Source organism: Vibrio maerlii (assembly GCF_003415655.1).
Taxonomy (GTDB): Bacteria; Pseudomonadota; Gammaproteobacteria; order Enterobacterales; family Vibrionaceae; genus Vibrio; species Vibrio maerlii.
Window position 1 is genome coordinate 472,444 of record NZ_QRHC01000003.1, and the last position, 21,135, is coordinate 493,578.

Consider the following 21,135-nt stretch of genomic DNA (forward strand, 5'->3'; position numbering starts at 1 on the left):
TTCACTTCAATCTAGTGCTAGAAATTATTCCCACTCGATTGTTGCTGGTGGCTTACCAGAGATATCGTAAACCACGCGAGAGATGCCATCGACTTCATTGATGATACGGTTAGAAACCTTACCTAGGAAGTCGTATGGTAGGTGTGCCCAGTGAGCAGTCATAAAGTCGATCGTCTCTACAGCACGTAGTGATACAACCCAATCGTACTTACGGCCATCGCCCATTACACCCACAGAGCGAACTGGTAGGAATACCGTGAACGCTTGAGATACTTTGTGGTAAAGGTCTGCTGCGTGCAGCTCTTCAATGAAGATAGCGTCTGCGCGGCGTAGCAGATCACAGTACTCTTTCTTGATTTCACCAAGAACACGAACACCTAGACCAGGACCTGGGAATGGGTGGCGGTAAAGCATGTTGTAAGGAAGACCTAGCTCTAGACCGATCTTACGTACTTCATCTTTAAACAGCTCACGTAGTGGCTCAACAAGGCCCATTTCCATGTCATCAGGAAGACCACCAACGTTGTGGTGAGATTTAATTACGTGCGCTTTACCCGTCTTAGATGCTGCTGACTCGATTACGTCTGGGTAGATAGTACCCTGAGCTAACCATTTAGCGTTCTTAAGTTTCTTAGACTCTTCATCGAAGATATCTACGAACACGTGACCGATGATCTTACGCTTCGCTTCAGGATCGTTCTCGCCTTTCAGCGCTTCTAGGAAACGGTCTTCAGCGTTAACGTGAATAATGTTTAGGCCGAACTTGTTGCCGAACATATCCATAACCTGCTCTGCTTCGTTTAGGCGAAGTAGGCCGTTATCTACGAATACACACGTTAGCTTGTCGCCGATTGCACGGTGAGCAAGCATCGCAACCACTGATGAGTCAACACCACCAGATAGACCAAGGATTACCTCGTCATCGCCTACTTGCTCTTTAATACGAGCAACTGCGTCTTCAATGATTGAAGCAGAAGTCCATAGACCTTCACAGCCACATACATTAAGAACAAAGTTCTCAAGCATTTTTAGGCCGTTCTTCGTGTGTGTTACTTCTGGGTGGAACTGAACGCCGTAGTATTTCTTCTCTTCGTTCGCCATTGCTGCGAATGGACAAGTTTCTGTTTCACCTGTCTTAACGAAGTCTGATGGGATTTCTACAACTTTGTCGCCGTGGCTCATCCAAACATCTTGAGATGCATCTAAACCAGCAAACAGTGCTGACTCTCCAGAGATTTGTACTGCTGCGTAGCCGAACTCACGTTCAGTAGACGTTGCGACTTTACCGCCAAGCTGTTCAGCCATTGTCTGCATGCCGTAACAGATACCAAATACAGGAACACCTGAATCGAATACGTACTGAGGTGCACGAGGAGAGTTTGCTTCTGTTACGCTTTCTGGGCCACCAGATAGGATGATGCCATCTGGGTTGAATTCACGAATATCCGCTTCTTCTACATCCCAGCTCCAAAGCTCACAGTAAACACCGATTTCACGAATACGGCGTGCTACTAGCTGAGTGTACTGAGAACCGAAGTCCAGGATCAGAATACGTTGGTCATGAATATTTTTAGTCATTTTGAGCAGTCTTTTTAGTTAATACTGATGGCAACCGGGCAGATTTCACCAGTATAGAAATGTGATCGGGGGCGAGTTTACCCGCCCCACAGAAATGCTTCAAGAAAAAAGCAAACGTTTACGTAAGATTTCTTTTACCTCAATTCAGGTAAAATCTCGCAACGATTTAATTAACCCAAACGGTAGTTTGGTGCTTCTTTCGTGATCTGAACGTCGTGTACATGCGACTCTTTCATACCTGCGCCTGAGATACGAACGAACTCCGCTTTAGTACGCATGTCTTCAACTGTTGGAGAGCCAGTTAGACCCATGCTTGAACGAAGACCACCCATTTGTTGGTGAACGATCTCTTTTAGGCGACCTTTGTATGCGATGCGACCTTCGATACCTTCTGGTACTAGCTTGTCTGCTGCGTTGTCAGACTGGAAGTAACGGTCAGAAGAACCTTGAGACATTGCGCCAAGTGAACCCATACCACGGTAAGACTTGTAAGAACGACCGTTGTAAAGGATAACCTCACCCGGTGCTTCTTCAGTACCCGCAAACATAGAGCCAACCATTACACATGATGCGCCAGCTACGATAGCTTTACAGATGTCACCAGAGAAACGGATACCGCCGTCAGCGATAACTGGAATGCCGTATTCGTTCGCAACTTCCGCAGCGTCTGCAATAGCAGTAACCTGAGGAACACCAACACCAGTAACGATACGAGTTGTACAGATTGAACCAGGGCCGATACCAACTTTAACGGCGCTTACACCCGCTTCGATAAGAGCACGTGCGCCTGCACCAGTTGCTACGTTACCACCGATGATGTCTAGGTCTGGATATGCTGCGCGAGTTTCGCGGATGCGGTTCAGAACACCTTCAGAGTGACCGTGTGAAGAGTCGATAAGTAGAACGTCAACACCCGCTTCAACTAGAGCTGCTACGCGCTCTTCGTTACCTGCGCCTGCACCAACTGCAGCTCCAACACGCAGACTGCCACGTTCGTCTTTACATGCATTTGGTTTACGTTCTGCTTTATGGAAATCTTTTGCAGTGATCATACCGGTTAGTTGGAACTCATCGTTCACTACCAGCACTTTCTCTACACGTGCTTCGTGCATTTTCTCTTGCACTTCTTCACGAGTTGCACCTTCTTTAACAGATGCTAGACGCGCTTTTGGCGTCATAACTACTTCAACTTTCTTAGAAAGATCTGTAACAAAGCGAACATCACGTCCAGTAATGATACCGACTAGTTCATTGGTATCCGTTACCACTGGGAAACCAGCGAAGCCGTGTTTTTCAGTTAGAGCAACAACATCAGCGATGGTTGCATCTGGATTTACTGTTACAGGATCAGTAACAACACCCGCTTCAAATTTCTTAACCGCACGAACTTCTGCTGCCTGCTGCTCAATAGACATGTTCTTATGGATAAAACCAAGACCACCCTCTTGCGCTAGGGCAATAGCTAGGCGAGCTTCAGTCACTGTATCCATAGATGCAGAAATCATTGGGATGTTTAGCGTGATGTTTTTAGTCAGCTGTGTGCGAAGATCAGCTGTGTTTGGGAGAACAGTGGAGTGTGCTGGCACTAGCAGTACGTCGTCGAATGTCAGCGCTTCTTTGGCAATTCTTAGCATTTGCAATATCTCACAATAGAAAGTGTGTAAAAGGAGTTAATCCATCTCATCGTTTCGCATAATGAGAGTAACCAAAAAGAATTATTCAGTTACTTTGGATTAGATATTGCGGTGGGATTATACGGTCAAGGTAATCGCTTGGCTACACATTTTTCTATTTTTAATTTGCATTCCCCCCCTTGATATGTATTATATTGCCGCTATCTTCCATACTCACGTCTGGTGAGTAACTTCTTCTAGGATGATAGTCTCCTCATGAGCAACCCCAATATTTATACCGTCTCTCGCCTCAACTCTGAGGTACGTCTGTTATTAGAAAATGAAATGGGCATCGTTTGGTTAGTTGGTGAAATATCTAACTTTTCTGCGCCGGTTTCTGGTCACTGGTACCTGACCTTAAAAGACAGCCGCGCCCAAGTGAAGTGTGCAATGTTCAAAGGCAGCAATCGTCGAGTCACTTTTAAGCCGCAGAACGGTAATCAAGTGTTGGTAAAGGCACGCCTCTCTTTGTACGAACCACGTGGTGACTATCAACTCATCATCGAGAGCATGCAACCGGAAGGTGATGGTCGACTTCAACAAGAGTTTGAAGCCCTTAAGATGAAATTGGCGGGAGAAGGCCTATTTTCTCAAATCGGTAAACAGCCCCTACCGGAACACCCACAGCGTGTAGGTATTGTGACCTCAAAAACGGGCGCTGCTCTTTATGACATTCTTGACGTGCTAAAACGTCGTGACCCGACTCTCCCGGTTGTGGTTTACCCAACCTTAGTGCAAGGTGATGAGGCTGCGATTCAGATTGCTCAAGCGATTGGACGAGCTAATGAGCGTCGAGAATGTGATGTACTTATTGTTGGGCGTGGTGGTGGTTCATTAGAAGACCTTTGGTGCTTTAACAATGAAATCGTTGCGCGAACCATTGCCGCAAGTCAGATCCCAATCATTAGTGCAGTTGGTCATGAGGTTGATGTCACCATTGCTGATTTTGTTGCAGATATGCGTGCCCCTACGCCATCTGCTGCTGCTGAGATTGTGAGTCGCGATCAAAGCCATAAACGCCAACAGATCGATACTCGCTTAAATAAGCTACGTAGCGCGATTCAGTATTTCTTGTCTGGTCAGCAACACCAACTGACTAAGCAGTTGCATGCGCTAGAAAAGCAGCATCCCCAGCAAAAGCTTAATGAGCAGAGTCAACGCCTTGATGAACTTGATTCACGATTAAGAAATGCAATGCAACGCCAACTAAATCAGAGTCAGCAACACCTAGAGCGCAAACAACACAGGTTAGAACGCCACTCGCCAACCGAAAAACTGTCAGGGCAAAAGATCAAACTATCTGTATTGGAACAAAGACTGAAAACGGCTATCAATCGAGATATCACCGCTAGGCAACATCAGTTGGCAATCGCAGCAGAAAAGCTCGACACCGTCAGCCCTTTAGCAACCTTGATGCGCGGCTATTCCATCACTAAGAATGAGCAAGACAAAGTTCTCACTAAAACCTCAGAGATCAAAAAGGGTGACACTCTGGTCACCCGTTTGTCTGATGGCGAGGTTCGCTCGACTGTAATCTAGTAAACACCTGCGTCAACTAGCTATTATGGGATGTTAAGCGTGCCGCTTAGCATTCCAACTTCTAGCTCTCTAGCTCTCTAGCTCTCTAGCTCTCTAGCTCTCTAGCTCTCTAGCTCAATCCTAAGTTTCCATCTCATGAAACTCAAATCGAATACGGGATTTAGACTTCAGCTCATTGCAGTCGTTGCAGAAATAGTTCGCAGCACCGCACGCTTGAAGCTTCTCTAGGCGCCCTAGACACTCTGGACAAAAGGCGATCTTCTTAAAGTCCGTTGAACACTTCTTGCAATGATATTGACCTTCCCATGTCAGCTCTTCATTGCACTCAGGACACTTGTTTTCGCTCATTGACGATACCTCTATCAATATTCACTAAGCTAGGGTCTATTGACCCTCGCTATATCTCGAACTAAAAACTTAGCAGATACTTGTCCCGAAACTATGATCTCTGTCATCTATGCCTGTACTGCGACATCAACACATTAAGATCTTTTAGCGATCTTTGGCTTTATCTGATCTGATCAGCGATCAGCCCCTAAAAGAACATTTATATAACCACACACCGAAAGCATAAGTTACATATCCTGCATATGGATTTTAAAAAGAATAAAAATCCATTTAAAAAACCAAAAATCAATGCAAACAGGATAACGTAAAAAGATCTCGATTTTAATGATTAGTTACGGTCGTATGCATTTCTATAGTTTGAGCATCAATCTGATGTAGTTCAACCGAGATAGCTGAATATTCATCAGTATGGTTAATATGTGTCCCTCCACACGGTAACTCAAGGGCTTTTCCATCTAAAGTAGTGCTCCAATAACGCGAATCTGTCAGGCTTTCTCCCTCCAAACGCATCGAAACGGCACTGCCCGTAGCTAACCATTGTTTTACTTGTTCATTTACAGACAATGTAACTTGCTCTAAGTCTTCCAGCATATTTGCGCTGTTTAAGCCTCGTTTACGCAATGTTTTACCTAAACGATAAGTATCAACGCATCTATCTGGATGCACGAAACTGGTTTCTTGAGCGTAGCTATTGAAGTCATAATGACCTAATGGGTCTTTACGATCGGCATCCTTGCGCCAGTATGCTTGGTTAAGTACTTTATTCAGAGCCAAGTAAGCTATATGACCAGCAGAATGGCCGCGACTCAAGCTCTGTTGGTACTCTTGGTCTACGTTCAATTGAATCTCGTCACCTGACTCAACGTTAATCTCTTCCAAAGGTGTCGTAAGTTCATGAACAACGACAAACGCCCACCCTTGTGTATCACGTTTTACGGGGATCGCTTTATCAACATACAACTCGCCATTCTCTAGATCGACGGCACCTACTAAGCAATTCTTGACGGAGTAAACTTTATCTCCATGACGTACTTCACCTTGGTCGGCAGGGTGATCAGGCCAAATATGACTGACTGGGTGAAATGGCGTTTTGTCGGCCACAAGATAAACGCCATTATCGATGCTTGGCACAACTAGCTGTACTTGCGCAGCTGAATGCCACTGGTTGTGACAAAAAAGGATCTTGGTTGGGGTTATTTTCATCTTTAACTCATTCTGATAGATATAAAAAAACGCCTGCTATTGCTAGCGAGGCGTTTCTTAATTGTCTTACGCGTTACTTGTTGCGACCTTTCATCGCACTCATTAGGCGTTTACGCTTACGCTCTTGTGAAAGAGTCAGCTTGTTGGTCTTACCCTCAAATGGGTTTGCGCTATTTTGGAAACGGATACGAATCGGTGTACCCATGATTTCCAATGAACGACGGTAGTAGTTCATCAGGTAACGCTTGTATGAATCCGGAAGATCCGTTACTTGGTTACCGTGGATAACAACGATTGGTGGATTGTAACCACCTGCGTGCGCATACTTCAGCTTCACGCGACGGCCACGTACCAGTGGTGGTTGGTGATCATCTGTCGCCATCTTCATGATACGAGTTAGAACAGAAGTACCAACACGAGTCGTCGCTGACTTATAGGCTTCTTCTACTGATTCAAATAGGTGGCCAACACCGGTACCGTGAAGTGCAGAAATAAAGTGGATACGAGCAAAATCAACGAAGCCTAGGCGACGATCTAGCTCTTTCTTCACCGATTCTTTGACGTCATTATCTAGACCGTCCCACTTGTTCACTGCGATAACAATCGAGCGACCCGCGTTCAGAGCAAAGCCCAATAGGCTGAGATCTTGATCTGAGATATTCTCACGAGCATCAATAATCAGTAACACAACGTTCGCATCTTCAACTGCTTTCAGCGTTTTAACGACTGAGAACTTTTCAACGGCTTGGTTGATATTCTTACGACGACGGATACCTGCAGTATCGATCAACACGTATTCACGATCATCACGTTCCATTGGAATGTAGATAGAGTCACGCGTTGTACCCGGCATATCATAAACAACTACGCGCTCTTCACCCAGAATACGGTTAGTTAGCGTCGACTTACCTACGTTTGGACGACCAATGATAGCGAGCTTAATCGGTTGATCCTGTAGACGTTGGAACTCCGCTTCAGCTTCTTCTTCAGTAAAGTCTAGTTGCTCTTCTTCTGCATCTTCAAACTCAGTCAGGTCAGTGATTTCGCCCTGCTCTGCATTTAGCTTTTCAGCAAAAGGATTAAGTGCATGCTCGATAAGTACTGTTACACCACGGTTATGTGCCGCCGCGATTTGGTACATATCATCCACACCAAGCTGCCAGAAATCAGCACTTGCTGCATCAGCATCGATACCATCAACCTTGTTCACTACAAGGATCGAAGGTTTCTCAAGCTTACGAAGGTGTTTTGCAATTGCTTCGTCAGAAGGAGTAAGACCAGCACGGCCATCTACCATGAATAGAACGACATCAGCTTCATCAATCGCTGCTAGCGATTGTTCTGCCATTTTCGTTTCTACACCTTCTTCTGTGCCATCGATACCACCAGTATCAATAACGATAAATTCGTGTTCACCAAGCTGAGCTTGGCCGTATTTACGGTCACGCGTTAAGCCAGGGAAGTCCGCAACAAGTGCATCACGTGTGCGAGTCAATCGGTTAAATAGCGTCGACTTTCCTACGTTGGGACGCCCTACTAAGGCAACAACAGGTACCATAACTTACCTCTACATTCTGTATTTACTTGTGATGTAGCTATAGGTAAATGCTTTATATACAGACACTTACCTATAACTACATACTCTCTCTTCTAGAGTTCTGCTTGGTAATCCCTCACAAGCATTCACTCAATAAAACGGCTCCTAACTGTTGCCAGCGAGGAGCCAAGTGTGAATTATATCACGGATTTTCGCCTCAGCGATAATCCTATTCTGCTTCAGGTAATGATAGCTTGCGAATATCACCGTTACGAGTCACCACTAGGTAACCGTCATCCATCACTACTGGACCTACCGAGAAGCCTGAATCGTTCACTAGCTGCTGAGCAACAAACTCACCCGTTAGGCGATCAATCCAGTGTAGGTAACCTTCTGCGTCACCGACAACCACGTAGCCATCAATAATAACTGGACCAGTCAATAAGCGGTTTTCTAGCTTATCGTTAGTCCAAATCTCTGTGCCACTACGTGCATCGACTGCAACCATGTGATCAGAATCCGTCACAAGGAAAAGACGGCGGTTATCTGTCGCCATATCAATTGCAGAAGAGTAGTTGCGCTTCCAGGTCGGTTTACCCGAGCGAAGATCAATAGAGATCAACTGACCATTAATACCTACAGTAAATAGGTTACTGCCAATCACAATTGGCGACGCATCGACATCAACAATACGGTCAATCTCTGTTGCACCTTTTGGTGTACCAACCGGTTGTTGCCAGATCAGCTGTCCGCGCTCAGCAATTGCTGCTGCAAGGCGACCATTAGCCGTACCCCAGAAAACACCACCAGCAACCGCTACCGGTGAGCTATCACCACGTAGCGTCAAGTTGGGAACCTCAGTACTGATGTTCCACTTCTCTTCGCCCGTTTCAGCATCAAGTGCTGTCAAGATACCGCGGCTGGTATTCACAATCACTAGGTTACTGTCGACAACAGGACGAGCAAGCACTTCACCGTTAACTGTGCTGCGCCATTTCACTTCACCTGTTTCAGCCTCTAATGCGATCACTTCACCGTTTTCAGAGCCGATAAAGAGAGCGCTATATGCTGCAACGATGCCACCAGACAAACGAGCGATAGTCTCGTCTTCTAGATCAATGCTCCAAAGTGTTTTACCGTTCTCTGGATCTAGAGCTTTGACTTCACCATCACGGCTACCAACAAACACTTTTCCGTAAGCAACATCTGGCGAGAGCTGAGAGAAGAAGTGACCAACACCATTACCAATAGAGCTTGTCCACTCGCTCTTCGGAGTAAACTCACTTTTCACTGCCGGTACCGGCGCCATGATTACGGTGTCTTCTTCGCTAGAACAACCAACAATGGCTCCTAACAGTAAAGAACATGACAACGCTTTAGAAAGAATCTTCTTCATGTCGGCCCTTACTTGGCTAGGTCATCCAGCTTCATTTGTAGCATTTGGCTCGCATCAGAAGCTTGTTGTGCTTCAACGTATGCTGTGTAAGCCGCTTCAGTATTACCACTGCGTAGTTCAATATCTCCACGTAGTTCTGCAACGCGACCTTTCCAAGCTTCATCTTGAATGCCAGATAGTTCAGTAATTGCTGCTGTGTACTGCTCAAGCTCAGCTTGAACACGAGCAACACGGTAAGATGCCAATGGTAGAATTGCTGGATCTTGAGTATTTGCTTTTGCCCACTCTAGTTGAGCAAGTGCTGCATCAAGATCGCCCGCCTCTACTTGTGCTTTAGCCAGTTGTAGCGCAGCCAATACTGAGTATTCAGATTTGCTGTTTGCATCAATAAAGCCTTGTACTTGCGCCGCAGCGTCAGCACCTTGAGCTTGTAGAGTGGTCGTTACTTGCGTGTAGCTATGTGACGCTGCTTCTTTATCAGCGATCACAGAGTCTTGGTAAAAACGCCAGCCAAAGATGCCGCCCAAACCAACCACAGCGCCTAAGATCACAGCTTTGCCGTTCTCTTTCCACCACTCTTTAATTGCTTCTACCTGTTGTTCTTCAGAATCGTAGAGTTCCACTTCCTGTCCTCTTATATCGATGCCAGCTTAGGTACTTACCTATTTCGAATGCTCTGGCATTTAAAAAGTGGTGATATCGAAATACCACCACTTACATAAACTAAATTTGATTAGACTAGCTCAACAAGCTTAGTCACAACCTCTGCTTGAGAATAAGTCTCTTGTGTACCGCCAATTAGGTCTTTCAGTACCACAGTATTGTCAGCGACTTCATTCTCACCAAGCACGAGTGCAACAGCAGCACCCGCTTTATCAGCACGCTTAAACTGCTTCTTGAAGTTACCGCCACCAAAGTGACTCATAACTCGCAGGCCTGGTACTTGCTCGCGAAGTTGTTCCGCCAGCTTCATCCCCGCCATCATAGTGCCTTCGCCCGCTGTTACCATGTAAACGTCGACGCTGCGGCGCACATCGTTTAGCTCTAAAGTTTCAAGCATAAGTACTAGACGCTCTAGACCCATAGCAAAACCAACTGCTGGAGTATCTTTACCACCTAGCTGCTCAACAAGGCCATCGTAGCGACCACCGCCACATACTGTGCCTTGAGCACCTAAGCTTTCGGTAATCCATTCAAATACAGTGCGGTTGTAGTAATCCAGACCACGAACTAGACGCTCGTTAACTGTGTATTCGATGCCAGCTGCGTCTAAAAGTTCACACAGACCAGCAAAGTGTGCCTTAGATTCTTCACCTAGGTATTCAGAAAGGCGAGGTGCGTCACCCAAAATAGCCTGAACATCTGGATTTTTGGTATCTAGAACACGTAGTGGGTTAGTGTGCATGCGGCGCTTACAATCGTCATCTAAGACATCAACGTGTTGCTCTAAGAAAGCAACCAGCGCAGTACGGTAGCTTGCACGATCCTCTAGAGAACCAATGGAGTTCAACTCAAGACGGACGTGTTCATTGATACCAAGTTCACGCCATAGACGTGCGGTCATCATGATCAGCTCTGCGTCAACATCGGGACCGTTCAGGCCAAAGACTTCCACACCACATTGGTGAAATTGACGGTAACGACCTTTCTGTGGGCGTTCATAACGGAACATTGGGCCCATGTACCATAGACGTTGCTCGTCACGGTTAATCAGGTTGTTTTGAATACATGCACGGACACAACCAGCTGTACCCTCTGGGCGAAGTGTTAGGCTATCACCATTACGGTCTTCAAAGGTGTACATTTCTTTTGAAACTACATCTGTCTCTTCACCAACCGCACGACTAAATAGGCTTGTTTCTTCAACGATAGGCATACGTACTTCGTTGTAGCCGTATGCGCTTACAACGCTCTTAACCGCATTTTCTAGCTTCTGCCAAAGTGGAGATTGAGTTGGAAGGCAATCGTTCATGCCTCGAATAGCTTGGATTGTTTTTGCCACAATAAATACCGTATATGTTTAGGCTTATCGCTGATAACAGTGAGCCATCAGCGATAAGATTAATCTTGTTGTTTGATGTCGATGCGGTTTGCTTCGTCTAATACCGATGCTTTAGCACGGATTTTCGCCTCGAGTTGGTCGACCAAATCATTGTTGTCGAAACGCTCTTTTTGACGCTTGCCATCTTCGTAGAACGCACTCTTACGAGCACTGCCAGCTAGACCAAGATGTGATACTTCTGCTTCACCTGGGCCGTTTACCACACAACCGATGATTGATACATCCATTGGCGTAATAACGTCCTCTAAGCGCTCTTCTAGTGCATTTACAGTACTGATTACATCAAACTCTTGGCGTGAGCAGCTTGGGCAAGCAATAAAGTTAATACCGCGAGAGCGAATACGCAGCGATTTAAGAATATCAAAACCGACTTTGATCTCTTCTACTGGATCAGCTGCCAAAGAAATACGCAGCGTGTCACCGATACCTTCTGCTAGAAGCATACCAAGACCAACTGAAGACTTAACAGCACCAGCACGCGCGCCCCCCGCTTCAGTGATACCTAAGTGAAGAGGCTGATCAATCTCTTTTGCGAGCAAGCGATATGAATCTACGGCTAGGAATACATCTGATGCCTTAACGCTCACCTTAAACTGATCGAAGTTAAGGCGGTCAAGGATGTCAACGTGGCGCATTGCAGATTCGATTAATGCCGCTGGTGTCGGCTCAGTATATTTCACCTGAATATCTTTCTCTAGTGAGCCACCGTTAACACCGATACGGATTGGAATGTTCTTATCACGTGCACAATCCACGACGGCACGGATTCGATCTTCCTTACCAATATTTCCTGGGTTGATACGCAGACAGTCAGCGCCGTACTCTGCCACCTGAAGTGCGATGCGGTAATCAAAGTGAATATCCGCGACCAGTGGGATATTGACCTGCTGTTTGATCTGCTTGAACGCTTCTGCTGCATCCATAGTCGGTACAGAGACACGAACAATATCAGCGCCTACATTTTCAAGCGCTTTAATCTGAGCGACAGTCGCTTCAACGTCTGTCGTTCTGGTGTTTGTCATCGATTGAACGGCAATAGGTGCACCGTCACCGATTGGCACGTCACCAACATAAATTCGCGTTGAAGGACGACGCTTAATAGGAGATTCGTGTTGCATAGTAATTTCTAAGGTAAAGTGATTCTTGCTACTTTGCCTGAAGTATACCCAGAAAGGTCGACAGGTTCACTTCCAAATGTCATTGAAACAGCCTCAGGAGCACCTAAAACAACTTTTAATGGTCTTTCACCGTCTAAGTTGAGAGTTTGTCCTGCTTTCTTAATGCCCGTCGAAAGTGTTTTACCACTCGCATCCGTCACTTGGATCCAGCAATCCGCATTGAATGTCATAGCTAATAATGTATTAACCGCTTCAATAGGAGTCGTCGTTTCTTCCACTGCAACAGGCGCAGATTCCGTAACTACGTTATTTTGAATTTGAGGCTCTGAAGCTTCTACTGGCTCATCAACCGATGCTGTAGTCTCAAGCTCTGGCTGGTCAGTCGTTTCCATTAATTCTGGTTCGAGCGGTTCAATCTCTTCTGCTGGAGCTTCTGTTACTGAAGGCTCAACTGCAAAATCCGCCGCAGACGGACCCGAGTCTGTTAAACTTGTTGTCTCGATTTGCGCAGCCTGACCTTCAAGCACTTCTTGCGCCACCTCTGGTGAGATCTCTACACTATTATCTTGGTTACTTTGCCAGTACCAGGTTGCAGAAATACCCACCACAATCAAAGCAATACCCCAAGTGATCTTCATGATATGGCTATCATGCTTATCCCGCTTAGTTTTACGAGAAAAGCTCTGCATATTTTGCTCAGCATGCTGTGCTTCTCCACGAGCATCTAAGGTTGCCAGTAACTTTTTCTCATCCAACTGAACAAGTTTTGCATAAGAGCGCAGGTAGCCACGAGTAAAGGTCGCTACTTGACCGTCCTCAAAAGTGTTGCTTTCGATGTTATCAATAACTGAAACTTTTAGGCGCAAGCGATCCGCAATTTGCTGTTTAGTAAATCCAAGCGCTTCACGACGCTCTTTAAGTAAATCACCTGCATTAATCAGAGTCGAATCTTGTTGTGAAGGGGTTGCTGGTTGTGTTTGTTCTGTAATGTCTTGCTCAGTACTCATTGTGCCGTACTTCTCTACGTTAATAGTTCTCGTCAATCCGTTTGTTTTTTTCTGTTAGTACTTGGACAAGAATGAAAATGAAAAATTGCCAACGCTATTATAGGCTAGCGCAATAATAAGCGAATGTACCACGATAATAGAAACGATTTACTTCAAAATTCACAACAAGCTCAAGGTTTTGCGCAATATTGACATCAATAGACCTGCCATATTCCATAAACTATTGAAATAGGGCTTAACATTAATTGAGCCAAATATAAAAAACGCCCCGAATCACTTCGGAGCGTTTTCTACAAAACAGAGGTTCTAGCTAGGTTAAACCGCTTTCACTGGGATATCGCCTTGCTGCTTTTGCTGAGTACGTTTCGTACGGTCAATCACATCACCCACCAGCTGACCACAGGCTGCATCAATATCATCACCACGAGTCTTACGAACCGTCACGGTGTGCTCATATTGCATCAGCGTTTTTTGGAAACGGTCAATACGTGAGTTGCTTGGCTTGTTGTATGGTGAGCCTGGATACGGGTTAAATGGGATCAGGTTGATCTTACACGGCGTATCTTTCAATAGCTCAGCAAGTTCGCGAGCATGGTCCATATCGTCGTTCACACGATCGAGTAGCACATACTCAACCGTCACCTTGCCACGGTTCGCATTCGAAGATGCAATATAGCGACGCACAGAAGCTAGGAAGTCTTGGATATCCCAACGATCGTTGATTGGCATGATGTCACTACGGATTTTGTCGTTTGGCGCGTGCAGAGAAATAGCCAATGCTACGTCAATCGTACCAGTCATTTGATCCAGACCTGATACCACACCAGATGTAGATACAGTTACGCGACGCTTAGATAGGCCAAAACCCAAATCATCAAGCATAAGCTCAAGCGAAGGAATCAGGTTCTTCATGTTAAGTAATGGTTCACCCATACCCATCATTACCACGTTAGTAATTGGGCGGCGACCTGTTTCTTTCTCTAGACCAACTTCACGAGCAGCGCGCCATACCTGACCGATGATTTCCGATACTTTCAGGTTACGGTTGAAGCCTTGTTGAGCGGTTGAACAGAATTTACATTCCAATGCACACCCCACTTGTGACGAAACACATAACGTTGCACGGTCATCTTCTGGGATGTATACCGTTTCTACGTCTTGGTCGCCTACTTTCATCGCCCACTTAATTGTGCCGTCTGAAGAGTGTTGTGCTTCAGAAACAACAGGAGCTTTCACTTCACAGCGATGTTTTAGCTTCTCACGCAGTTTCTTATTGATGTTTGTCATATTGTCGAAGTCATCTACACCAAAATGGTAGATCCACTTCATTACCTGTTCTGCACGGAACGGCTTCTCACCTAGCTCTTCAGCAAATAGGTTACGTAGGCCCTTACGGTCATAATCAAGTAAGTTAAATTTTGCAGTGGTCATGATGCCTCACAAATGACGGAACAATATTAAGGGCGCGAATTGTACAGCCTTTAAGCGGGTTCAACAAGGGCGATAAAACCGTGAATTTATTAAGGTGTTAATAATTCAGTGATTAAAGTTTGAGCGGAGCTAGAGAGCTAGAGAGCTAGAGAGCTAGAGAGCTAGAGAGCTAGAGAGCTAGAATTTTGGAAGGTCGGTATGAGAACGTCAATGCAACATTGGTGCTGCAGATTAAAAGAGGCTAGATATCTAACCTCTATAGGACGAAGTCCGTTCTTATTATTACGAGAATTGCTTCTCTGGGCGCTCGCAGATTTCTGCTTGAGGGAAGAAATATTCAATCTCTCGTGCTGCAGACTCTGGAGAGTCAGAGCCGTGTACAGAGTTGTAACGCATGCTTAGTGCGTAGTCAGCACGGATACTGCCACATGTTGCTTCTTCCGGGTTTGTTTTTCCCATTAGCTCACGGTAGCGTGCGATTGCATCTTCACCTTCCAACACCTGAACCATGATAGGTCCAGAAGTCATAAATTTAAGAAGATCTGGGAAGAACTCTTTGCCTTCGTGTTCAGCATAGAAGCCAGCTGCTTGTGCTTCCGTTAAGCGAACCATTTTTGCTGCAATAATGCGAAGGTTTGCGTTCTCAATACGATGATAGATTTCACCAATTAAATTACGCTCAACTGCATCAGGTTTAACGATTGAGAATGTTCTTTCTAGAGCCATTGGTTTTCCTTTACTTATAATAGGTCTGACTTTGAGTATATTTATAGTTATATCAAGCAGTGAGAAGGCTCTCACTGCTTGTTGCTAGTAATTGTGAGCTAACCACGACAAATTCAGTCCCGTGGTAATCAAAAGGCTGTAGGCAATTACTTTGCTTGTTCCGTCAAAATTCGCGCAAGTGTGCGAACACCCATACCAGTCGCACCAGCTGCCCACTTGTCGGTTGCTGACTTACGGTAGGTACCAGCACAATCCAAGTGCAACCAACCTTTCTTGTAATCATCAACGAAGTAAGACAGGAATGCCGCTGCAGTACTTGCACCTGGCGTGTAATCACCCGAACTGATATTAGATAGATCCGCAAAGTTAGATGGCAGCATACCACGGTGGAAATCCGCCAGAGGCAAAGGCCATAGACCTTCTTTCTCTTGATTTGCGGCAGTTAGCGCTTGGTGAGAAAGTTCATCATCAAAACTCATCAGTGCATGATAGTCATTACCTAGCGCGTTCTTTGCAGCGCCGGTAAGTGTTGCACAATCAATGATAAGCTCCGGGTTTTGCTCACTCGCGTAAAGCAGACCATCCGCTAGAACTAAACGACCTTCTGCATCGGTGTTCATGATCTCAACCGTTTTACCATTCTTGTAGGTAATGATGTCGCCAAGCTTAAGCGCGCGGCCAGAAATCATGTTCTCAGCGCAACATAGGATCAGCTTCACACGCTTGTTTAGACCGCGCATGATTGCAAGACCTAGACCACCAGTAATGGTACCTGCGCCACCCATATCAGCTTTCATCGCAGTCATGAAATTAGAAGGTTTAATGCTATAACCGCCAGAGTCAAAGGTAATCCCCTTACCTACCAGACATGCCCACACCGGTGCGTTCTCATCACCTGTAGGGTTGAAGTCCAGTTGTAGCATGGCTGATGTTCGTTCAGAGCCTCGGCCTACCGCGTAGATACCTTCCCAGCCTTCTGTTAGTAGGTCTTTGTCTTTAACGATCTTCGCCGTCACAGTGCCTTGAGGAGCAACAGACTTAATAAACTCCATTGCCATTGTCGCTAGCTGACGCGGAGCAACTTCTTCAGCTGTTTTATTGATGATGTCACGAGTAAACTCGGTAGAAGTAATACGCGCTTCCAGTTCAGCTTGTTCGTCTTCAGCTAATGGAGTCCAAGTCACTTGATTGGCTTTTTTTGGACCACGGTAACCCTGGTAGAAAGCCCAAACACTTTCTAGATCCCAGCCTTCACCTTGAAGTTCAAGAGACTTAATACCTTGTGAATCGAGTTTACGAGCGGCACGCTGAACTGCGCCAAGATCATGGCCTTCACCAAGGTGGATAGTTGCACCGTTTTCAGTAAACGAAAGAATAGCTTTCTCACCCCATTGTGGTTGAGCAGCTTCGCGACTAATAAATACAGACATGTTTGTCGACATGTTTTCTCCTTGCCTTTTTGTGTGGCTTATTTCTTTGTATTAAATAGGGCTTATCGCCCTAATATTGTCTACGATGTTAACACCTTGTAGAGACAAAATGTTGTAGGCATAAAAAAAACGAGCAAAATCGCTCGTTTTTTTAGTAATAATTGTTAACTTTCTACTTTCAGCAACATTAATCGGCTTCATCCATCCAACACAGGATCACCGCTTCAAGGATCTTTTCATTTGAACGATTAGGATCGTCATCGAAATCTTCCAAGTCCAGAATCCACTGATGAAGGTCAGTGAAACGAACGGTTTTCGGGTCCGTATCTGGATATAGGTCGCAAAGCTCAATCGCAATATCGCGAGAATCTGTCCATTTCATCGTTGCTCTCCTTGTTTATCGTTAACCTGATGACTGAAGATTAATGGTCTTCTGATGCGTGGTTCAGCGTGTACTTGGGAATCTCTACAACAAGATCCTCATCCGCTACTTTCGCCTGACAACCTAAGCGTGATTCCGGCTCTAGACCCCACGCTTTATCGAGCATGTCATCTTCCAGCTCTTCGCTCTCTTCTAGAGAGTCAAAACCTTCACGAATAACAACGTGACACGTTGTACACGCACATGATTTCTCACACGCATGTTCAATACCAATACCGGCTTTTAGCGCTACATCTAGGACTGTTTCACCTGTTTCTGCTTCCAGCACAGCACCCTCTGGGCAAAGATCTTCATGTGGTAAAACTACAATTTTAGGCATGACTGCTTCTCTTACAAAGTAATTTGCTCTGGTATACCGAGCTTTTAAATATCATCAACCGACTGGCCAGAAAGTGCGGCACGAATCGATTTGTCCATTCGACGTGAAGCAAACTCTTGGCTTGCCTTGTCTGTGTCCTTAATACCTAGTTCAATCGCATCGGCATTATCGCCATTACGAAGCTCGATAAGAGCCTCGATGCTTTTCAGAAGGTTTTGACGTTCTTGCTCAGCAAGTAGTTCATCACCATCCGCTTGCATCGCTGCAATCAAACCCTCGATAACACGGTCTGCTTCAACACGTTGCTCTGCCAGTGCACGAGCATCCATATCTTCCTTAGCGAATGTCATCGAGTCTTTTAGCATGCTAGCCACTTCATCGTCACTCAAACCGTAAGATGGTTTCACCTGAATCTCAGCTTGAACACCCGTACTCTTCTCCATTGCCGTGACAGACAAAAGGCCATCCGCATCGACTTGGTAGGTCACACGAATATGTGCAGCACCCGCCGCCATTGGAGGAATACCTTTAAGCGCAAATCGTGCCAGTGAGCGGCAATCGTCGACCATTTCACGTTCACCCTGAACGGTATGAACGGTCATAGCGGTTTGACCATCTTTGAACGTTGTGAATTCTTGTGCGCGAGCCACAGGGATCGTGGTATTGCGTGGGATGATTTTCTCAACGAGACCACCCATCGTCTCTATACCGAGAGAGAGTGGAATTACATCTAACAGTAACATCTCAGAGTCTGGCTTGTTGCCCGCTAAAATATCCGCTTGAATCGCAGCACCAATCGCCACAACTTCATCAGGATTAATGCTGGTTAATGGTGTACGGCCGAAGAAATCACCAACCATGTCACGAACAAGAGGCGTACGTGTAGAGCCGCCAACCATGACAACCTCAAGTACATCTTCAGCATCGACCTCTGCATCTTTCAATGCTCGGCGGCAAGACATCAGCGTCTTTTTCACCAGGCGCTCAATAATTGAGTTAAATGTTTCGCGTGTTAGCGTTCCCGTCCAATCAAGAACAGAAACCTTTGCGCTGTCTGCATTTGACAGTGCAATTTTCGCTTGAGTTGCGGCATCCAATAGCGCACGGTTTTGCTCTGCTGTTAACTCACTTGTTAAGCCCATCTGTTCTTTGAAGTAGTCTGCAACCAAATGGTCAAAGTCGTCCCCACCTAGAGCTGAATCACCGCCTGTCGCTAGCACTTCAAACACACCTTTAGATAGGCGAAGGATAGAGATATCAAACGTACCACCACCAAGGTCATAAACAGCGATAATACCTTCTTGGCCAGAATCTAAGCCATATGCAATTGCAGCAGCTGTTGGTTCATTCAGTAAACGAAGCACATGCAAACCAGCAAGGTTGGCCGCATCTTTAGTGCCAGCACGCTGCGCATCATCAAAATATGCAGGAACCGTAATAACAACACCGGCAAGCTCACCGCCAAGGGTTTGCTCAGCACGCTGCCCTAGTTTACGTAAAATATCTGCCGACACTTGAATTGGGTTTTTATCGCCCTGCGCCGTCTCAATCACTGGCAAACCATTTTCACTTTGCTTGAATTGGTATGGCAGAGATGGGTAGCGTGATTGGATATCTTCTAGCGAGCGACCTAGCAGGCGCTTTACTGAAATAACCGTGTTCTTAGGATCTGTCTGAGCATGCTCACGTGCCGCATCACCAACGCTCAGCTCATCTTGGTTGTAGTAAACCACTGATGGCAAGATACTTTTACCATTACTGGCTGTCAGGGTCTTTGCTTCACCACTGCGCACCGATGCAACCAATGAGTTGGTCGTGCCAAGGTCGATACCTGCAGCTAGCTTGTGTTCGTGTGGGGCTGAACTTTGTCCAGGCTCGGCAATTTGAAGTAATGCCATGAGAGATCCTTGTACTTTTAGTCTTTAGTCGAGTAGATGATCTTCGACTTGCTCGATTTCTTTCTTGAGTTTTGCGATAAATTTAAGCTTACGTACACCGTCTGCCGCCGACATCCAATCGGCTTGGTTCAGCTGAGCTTCGAGCTCCGCCAAATGTTGTTTGTACATTTTGCTAATCTTGCTATCAAAATCAAATAGCTCGTCTGCACCATCAGGACTCGCTGCAATATGCTCTAGCTCCTCACGCAATTCCATTTGCTCCATCAGGAACATAGGATCTTGCATGGTTTGTTGCTCACCACGAATCTCTACGCCGTTTTCGGCCAGCAGGTACTCTGCTCGTGAAATAGGATTCTTAAGTACTTGGTAAGCATCATTAATCTGAGCCGCTTTTTGAACAGCTAGCAACTTGTCACGCTCAGAAGCGGTCGCAAAGTTGTCTGGGTGAAAGCGCTTTTGTAGTTCTCTAAATTGAGAAGAAAGAAGGCTACCATCCAGCTCAAACTGGATCGGTAGCCCAAATAATTCAAAGTGATTCATTCAAATGGTCCTGTTCCTTAGCCGCGAGGTGCTAAGTTAACTGAGCATGCTGAGTTATTCAATCTCAGCCTACTCTTAAGAATGATTAAACGTTGAAGCTCTCGCCACAACCACATTCACTTTTCGCGTTAGGGTTGTTGAATTCAAAGCCTTCGTTAAGACCTTCTTTTACATAGTCTAGCTCGGTGCCATCTAAGTAAACGAGGCTCTTAGGGTCAATAATCACCTTTACGCCACTGTGTTCGAACACTTCATCTTCTTCATTCAGCTCATCAACAAACTCAAGGACGTAAGCCATGCCCGAACACCCTGTTGTCTTCACGCCTAGACGCAAACCGATGCCTTTACCTCGGTTTTCTAGGAATGTTCTAACGCGACTTGCCGCGGTGTCTGTCATTGTGATGGCCATACTACAACCTTAAATCTGGATATCTATTTGAATGAAAAGTAGGGAGTGAGTTTTCACTCCCTGACGATATTAATCGTGTTTTTTCTTGTAATCAGCAACTGCTGCTTTAATTGCATCTTCTGCAAGGATTGAGCAGTGTACTTTTACTGGTGGAAGCTCAAGCTCTTCTGCAATTTCAGAGTTCTTGATTGCAGCCGCTTCATCGATGCTCTTGCCTTTAACCCACTCTGTAACAAGTGAGCTTGATGCGATTGCACTACCACAGCCGTACGTCTTGAACTTCGCATCTTCGATAATGCCTTCTGGCGTTACCTTGATCTGAAGCTTCATAACGTCACCACATGCTGGTGCACCAACCATGCCGCTACCTACATTTGGATCTTCTTTATCGAATGAACCTACGTTACGCGGGTTCTCGTAATGATCGATTACTTTTTCACTATATGCCATAACTATTACCTCGAATCCTCTACCTTAAG

Annotated in this window: 20 protein-coding genes; 1 reads left to right on the forward strand and 19 read right to left on the reverse strand. The window is 45.7% G+C overall.

Translation table 11 applies throughout. From position 1 onward, the window contains the following. Positions 1–24: 24 nt before the first annotated feature. Both guaA and guaB read right to left on the reverse strand, forming a co-directional pair. Positions 25–1,578: a glutamine-hydrolyzing GMP synthase gene (guaA, locus tag DPF91_RS06545; RefSeq protein ID WP_117233624.1), complete on the reverse strand. Its 1,554-nt coding sequence runs from the start codon at positions 1,576–1,578 to the stop codon at positions 25–27. A 170-nt stretch (positions 1,579–1,748) separates the two neighbouring features. Beyond that, positions 1,749–3,212 carry an IMP dehydrogenase gene (guaB, locus tag DPF91_RS06550; RefSeq protein ID WP_117233625.1) on the reverse strand — a complete coding sequence of 488 codons (1,464 nt, stop codon included), beginning with the start codon at positions 3,210–3,212 and terminating at the stop codon, positions 1,749–1,751. A gap of 255 nt (positions 3,213–3,467) precedes the next feature. Here guaB and xseA point away from each other — a divergent pair, with 255 nt between their 5' ends. Beyond that, the gene (xseA, locus tag DPF91_RS06555) at positions 3,468–4,790 is read left to right on the forward strand and encodes an exodeoxyribonuclease VII large subunit (RefSeq protein WP_117233626.1); all 1,323 of its coding nucleotides are present in this window, start codon (positions 3,468–3,470) and stop codon (positions 4,788–4,790) included. 120 nt (positions 4,791–4,910) lie between these two features. Here the strand turns inward: xseA and DPF91_RS06560 are convergent, their stop codons facing one another. The 17 genes from DPF91_RS06560 to iscU all read right to left on the reverse strand — a co-directional run bounded on the left by DPF91_RS06560 (position 4,911) and on the right by iscU (position 21,106). Beyond that, complete coding sequence (locus tag DPF91_RS06560) at positions 4,911–5,138, reverse strand: zinc ribbon domain-containing protein (RefSeq protein WP_117233627.1); 228 nt, start codon at positions 5,136–5,138, stop codon at positions 4,911–4,913. A 321-nt stretch (positions 5,139–5,459) separates the two neighbouring features. Then, positions 5,460–6,341 carry an alanyl-tRNA editing protein gene (locus DPF91_RS06565; RefSeq protein WP_117233628.1) on the reverse strand — a complete coding sequence of 294 codons (882 nt, stop codon included), beginning with the start codon at positions 6,339–6,341 and terminating at the stop codon, positions 5,460–5,462. A 73-nt stretch (positions 6,342–6,414) separates the two neighbouring features. Beyond that, positions 6,415–7,899: a ribosome biogenesis GTPase Der gene (gene der / locus DPF91_RS06570; RefSeq protein ID WP_117233629.1), complete on the reverse strand. Its 1,485-nt coding sequence runs from the start codon at positions 7,897–7,899 to the stop codon at positions 6,415–6,417. Positions 7,900–8,107: 208 nt separating this feature from the next. Beyond that, positions 8,108–9,274, reverse strand: a complete 1,167-nt coding sequence (bamB, locus tag DPF91_RS06575; protein WP_117233630.1) for an outer membrane protein assembly factor BamB — start codon at positions 9,272–9,274, stop codon at positions 8,108–8,110. Positions 9,275–9,282: 8 nt separating this feature from the next. Continuing rightward, positions 9,283–9,897: a YfgM family protein gene (locus DPF91_RS06580; protein WP_117233631.1), complete on the reverse strand. Its 615-nt coding sequence runs from the start codon at positions 9,895–9,897 to the stop codon at positions 9,283–9,285. A 110-nt stretch (positions 9,898–10,007) separates the two neighbouring features. Then, positions 10,008–11,276 carry a histidine--tRNA ligase gene (gene hisS / locus DPF91_RS06585; protein WP_117233632.1) on the reverse strand — a complete coding sequence of 423 codons (1,269 nt, stop codon included), beginning with the start codon at positions 11,274–11,276 and terminating at the stop codon, positions 10,008–10,010. A 59-nt stretch (positions 11,277–11,335) separates the two neighbouring features. Next, on the reverse strand, positions 11,336–12,454 hold the full coding sequence (gene ispG, locus DPF91_RS06590) for a flavodoxin-dependent (E)-4-hydroxy-3-methylbut-2-enyl-diphosphate synthase (RefSeq protein ID WP_117233633.1): 1,119 nt from the start codon (positions 12,452–12,454) through the stop codon (positions 11,336–11,338). Between the two features lie 8 nt (positions 12,455–12,462). Continuing rightward, entirely contained in the window at positions 12,463–13,461 is a 999-nt protein-coding gene (rodZ, locus tag DPF91_RS06595; RefSeq protein ID WP_117233634.1) for a cytoskeleton protein RodZ, read from the reverse strand. A gap of 315 nt (positions 13,462–13,776) precedes the next feature. Continuing rightward, on the reverse strand, positions 13,777–14,892 hold the full coding sequence (gene rlmN / locus DPF91_RS06600; protein ID WP_117233635.1) for a dual-specificity RNA methyltransferase RlmN: 1,116 nt from the start codon (positions 14,890–14,892) through the stop codon (positions 13,777–13,779). 282 nt (positions 14,893–15,174) lie between these two features. Beyond that, entirely contained in the window at positions 15,175–15,618 is a 444-nt protein-coding gene (ndk, locus tag DPF91_RS06605) for a nucleoside-diphosphate kinase (RefSeq protein ID WP_117233636.1), read from the reverse strand. Between the two features lie 146 nt (positions 15,619–15,764). After that, positions 15,765–17,060 (reverse strand): aminopeptidase PepB, encoded by a 1,296-nt coding sequence (gene pepB, locus DPF91_RS06610; protein WP_117233637.1) that lies wholly within the window; start codon positions 17,058–17,060, stop codon positions 15,765–15,767. Between the two features lie 175 nt (positions 17,061–17,235). Next, complete coding sequence (gene iscX, locus DPF91_RS06615; RefSeq protein ID WP_117233638.1) at positions 17,236–17,430, reverse strand: Fe-S cluster assembly protein IscX; 195 nt, start codon at positions 17,428–17,430, stop codon at positions 17,236–17,238. 40 nt (positions 17,431–17,470) lie between these two features. After that, positions 17,471–17,809, reverse strand: coding sequence for an ISC system 2Fe-2S type ferredoxin (gene fdx, locus DPF91_RS06620; RefSeq protein ID WP_117233639.1), 339 nt, complete (start codon positions 17,807–17,809; stop codon positions 17,471–17,473). Positions 17,810–17,853: 44 nt separating this feature from the next. After that, on the reverse strand, positions 17,854–19,707 hold the full coding sequence (gene hscA / locus DPF91_RS06625; RefSeq protein WP_117233640.1) for a Fe-S protein assembly chaperone HscA: 1,854 nt from the start codon (positions 19,705–19,707) through the stop codon (positions 17,854–17,856). A gap of 24 nt (positions 19,708–19,731) precedes the next feature. Next, positions 19,732–20,247 (reverse strand): co-chaperone HscB, encoded by a 516-nt coding sequence (hscB, locus tag DPF91_RS06630; protein ID WP_117233641.1) that lies wholly within the window; start codon positions 20,245–20,247, stop codon positions 19,732–19,734. Between the two features lie 85 nt (positions 20,248–20,332). Then, positions 20,333–20,656, reverse strand: coding sequence for an iron-sulfur cluster assembly protein IscA (gene iscA, locus DPF91_RS06635; protein WP_117233642.1), 324 nt, complete (start codon positions 20,654–20,656; stop codon positions 20,333–20,335). Between the two features lie 69 nt (positions 20,657–20,725). Then, positions 20,726–21,106, reverse strand: a complete 381-nt coding sequence (gene iscU, locus DPF91_RS06640; protein WP_117233643.1) for a Fe-S cluster assembly scaffold IscU — start codon at positions 21,104–21,106, stop codon at positions 20,726–20,728. Between the last annotated feature and the right edge of the window lie 29 nt (positions 21,107–21,135).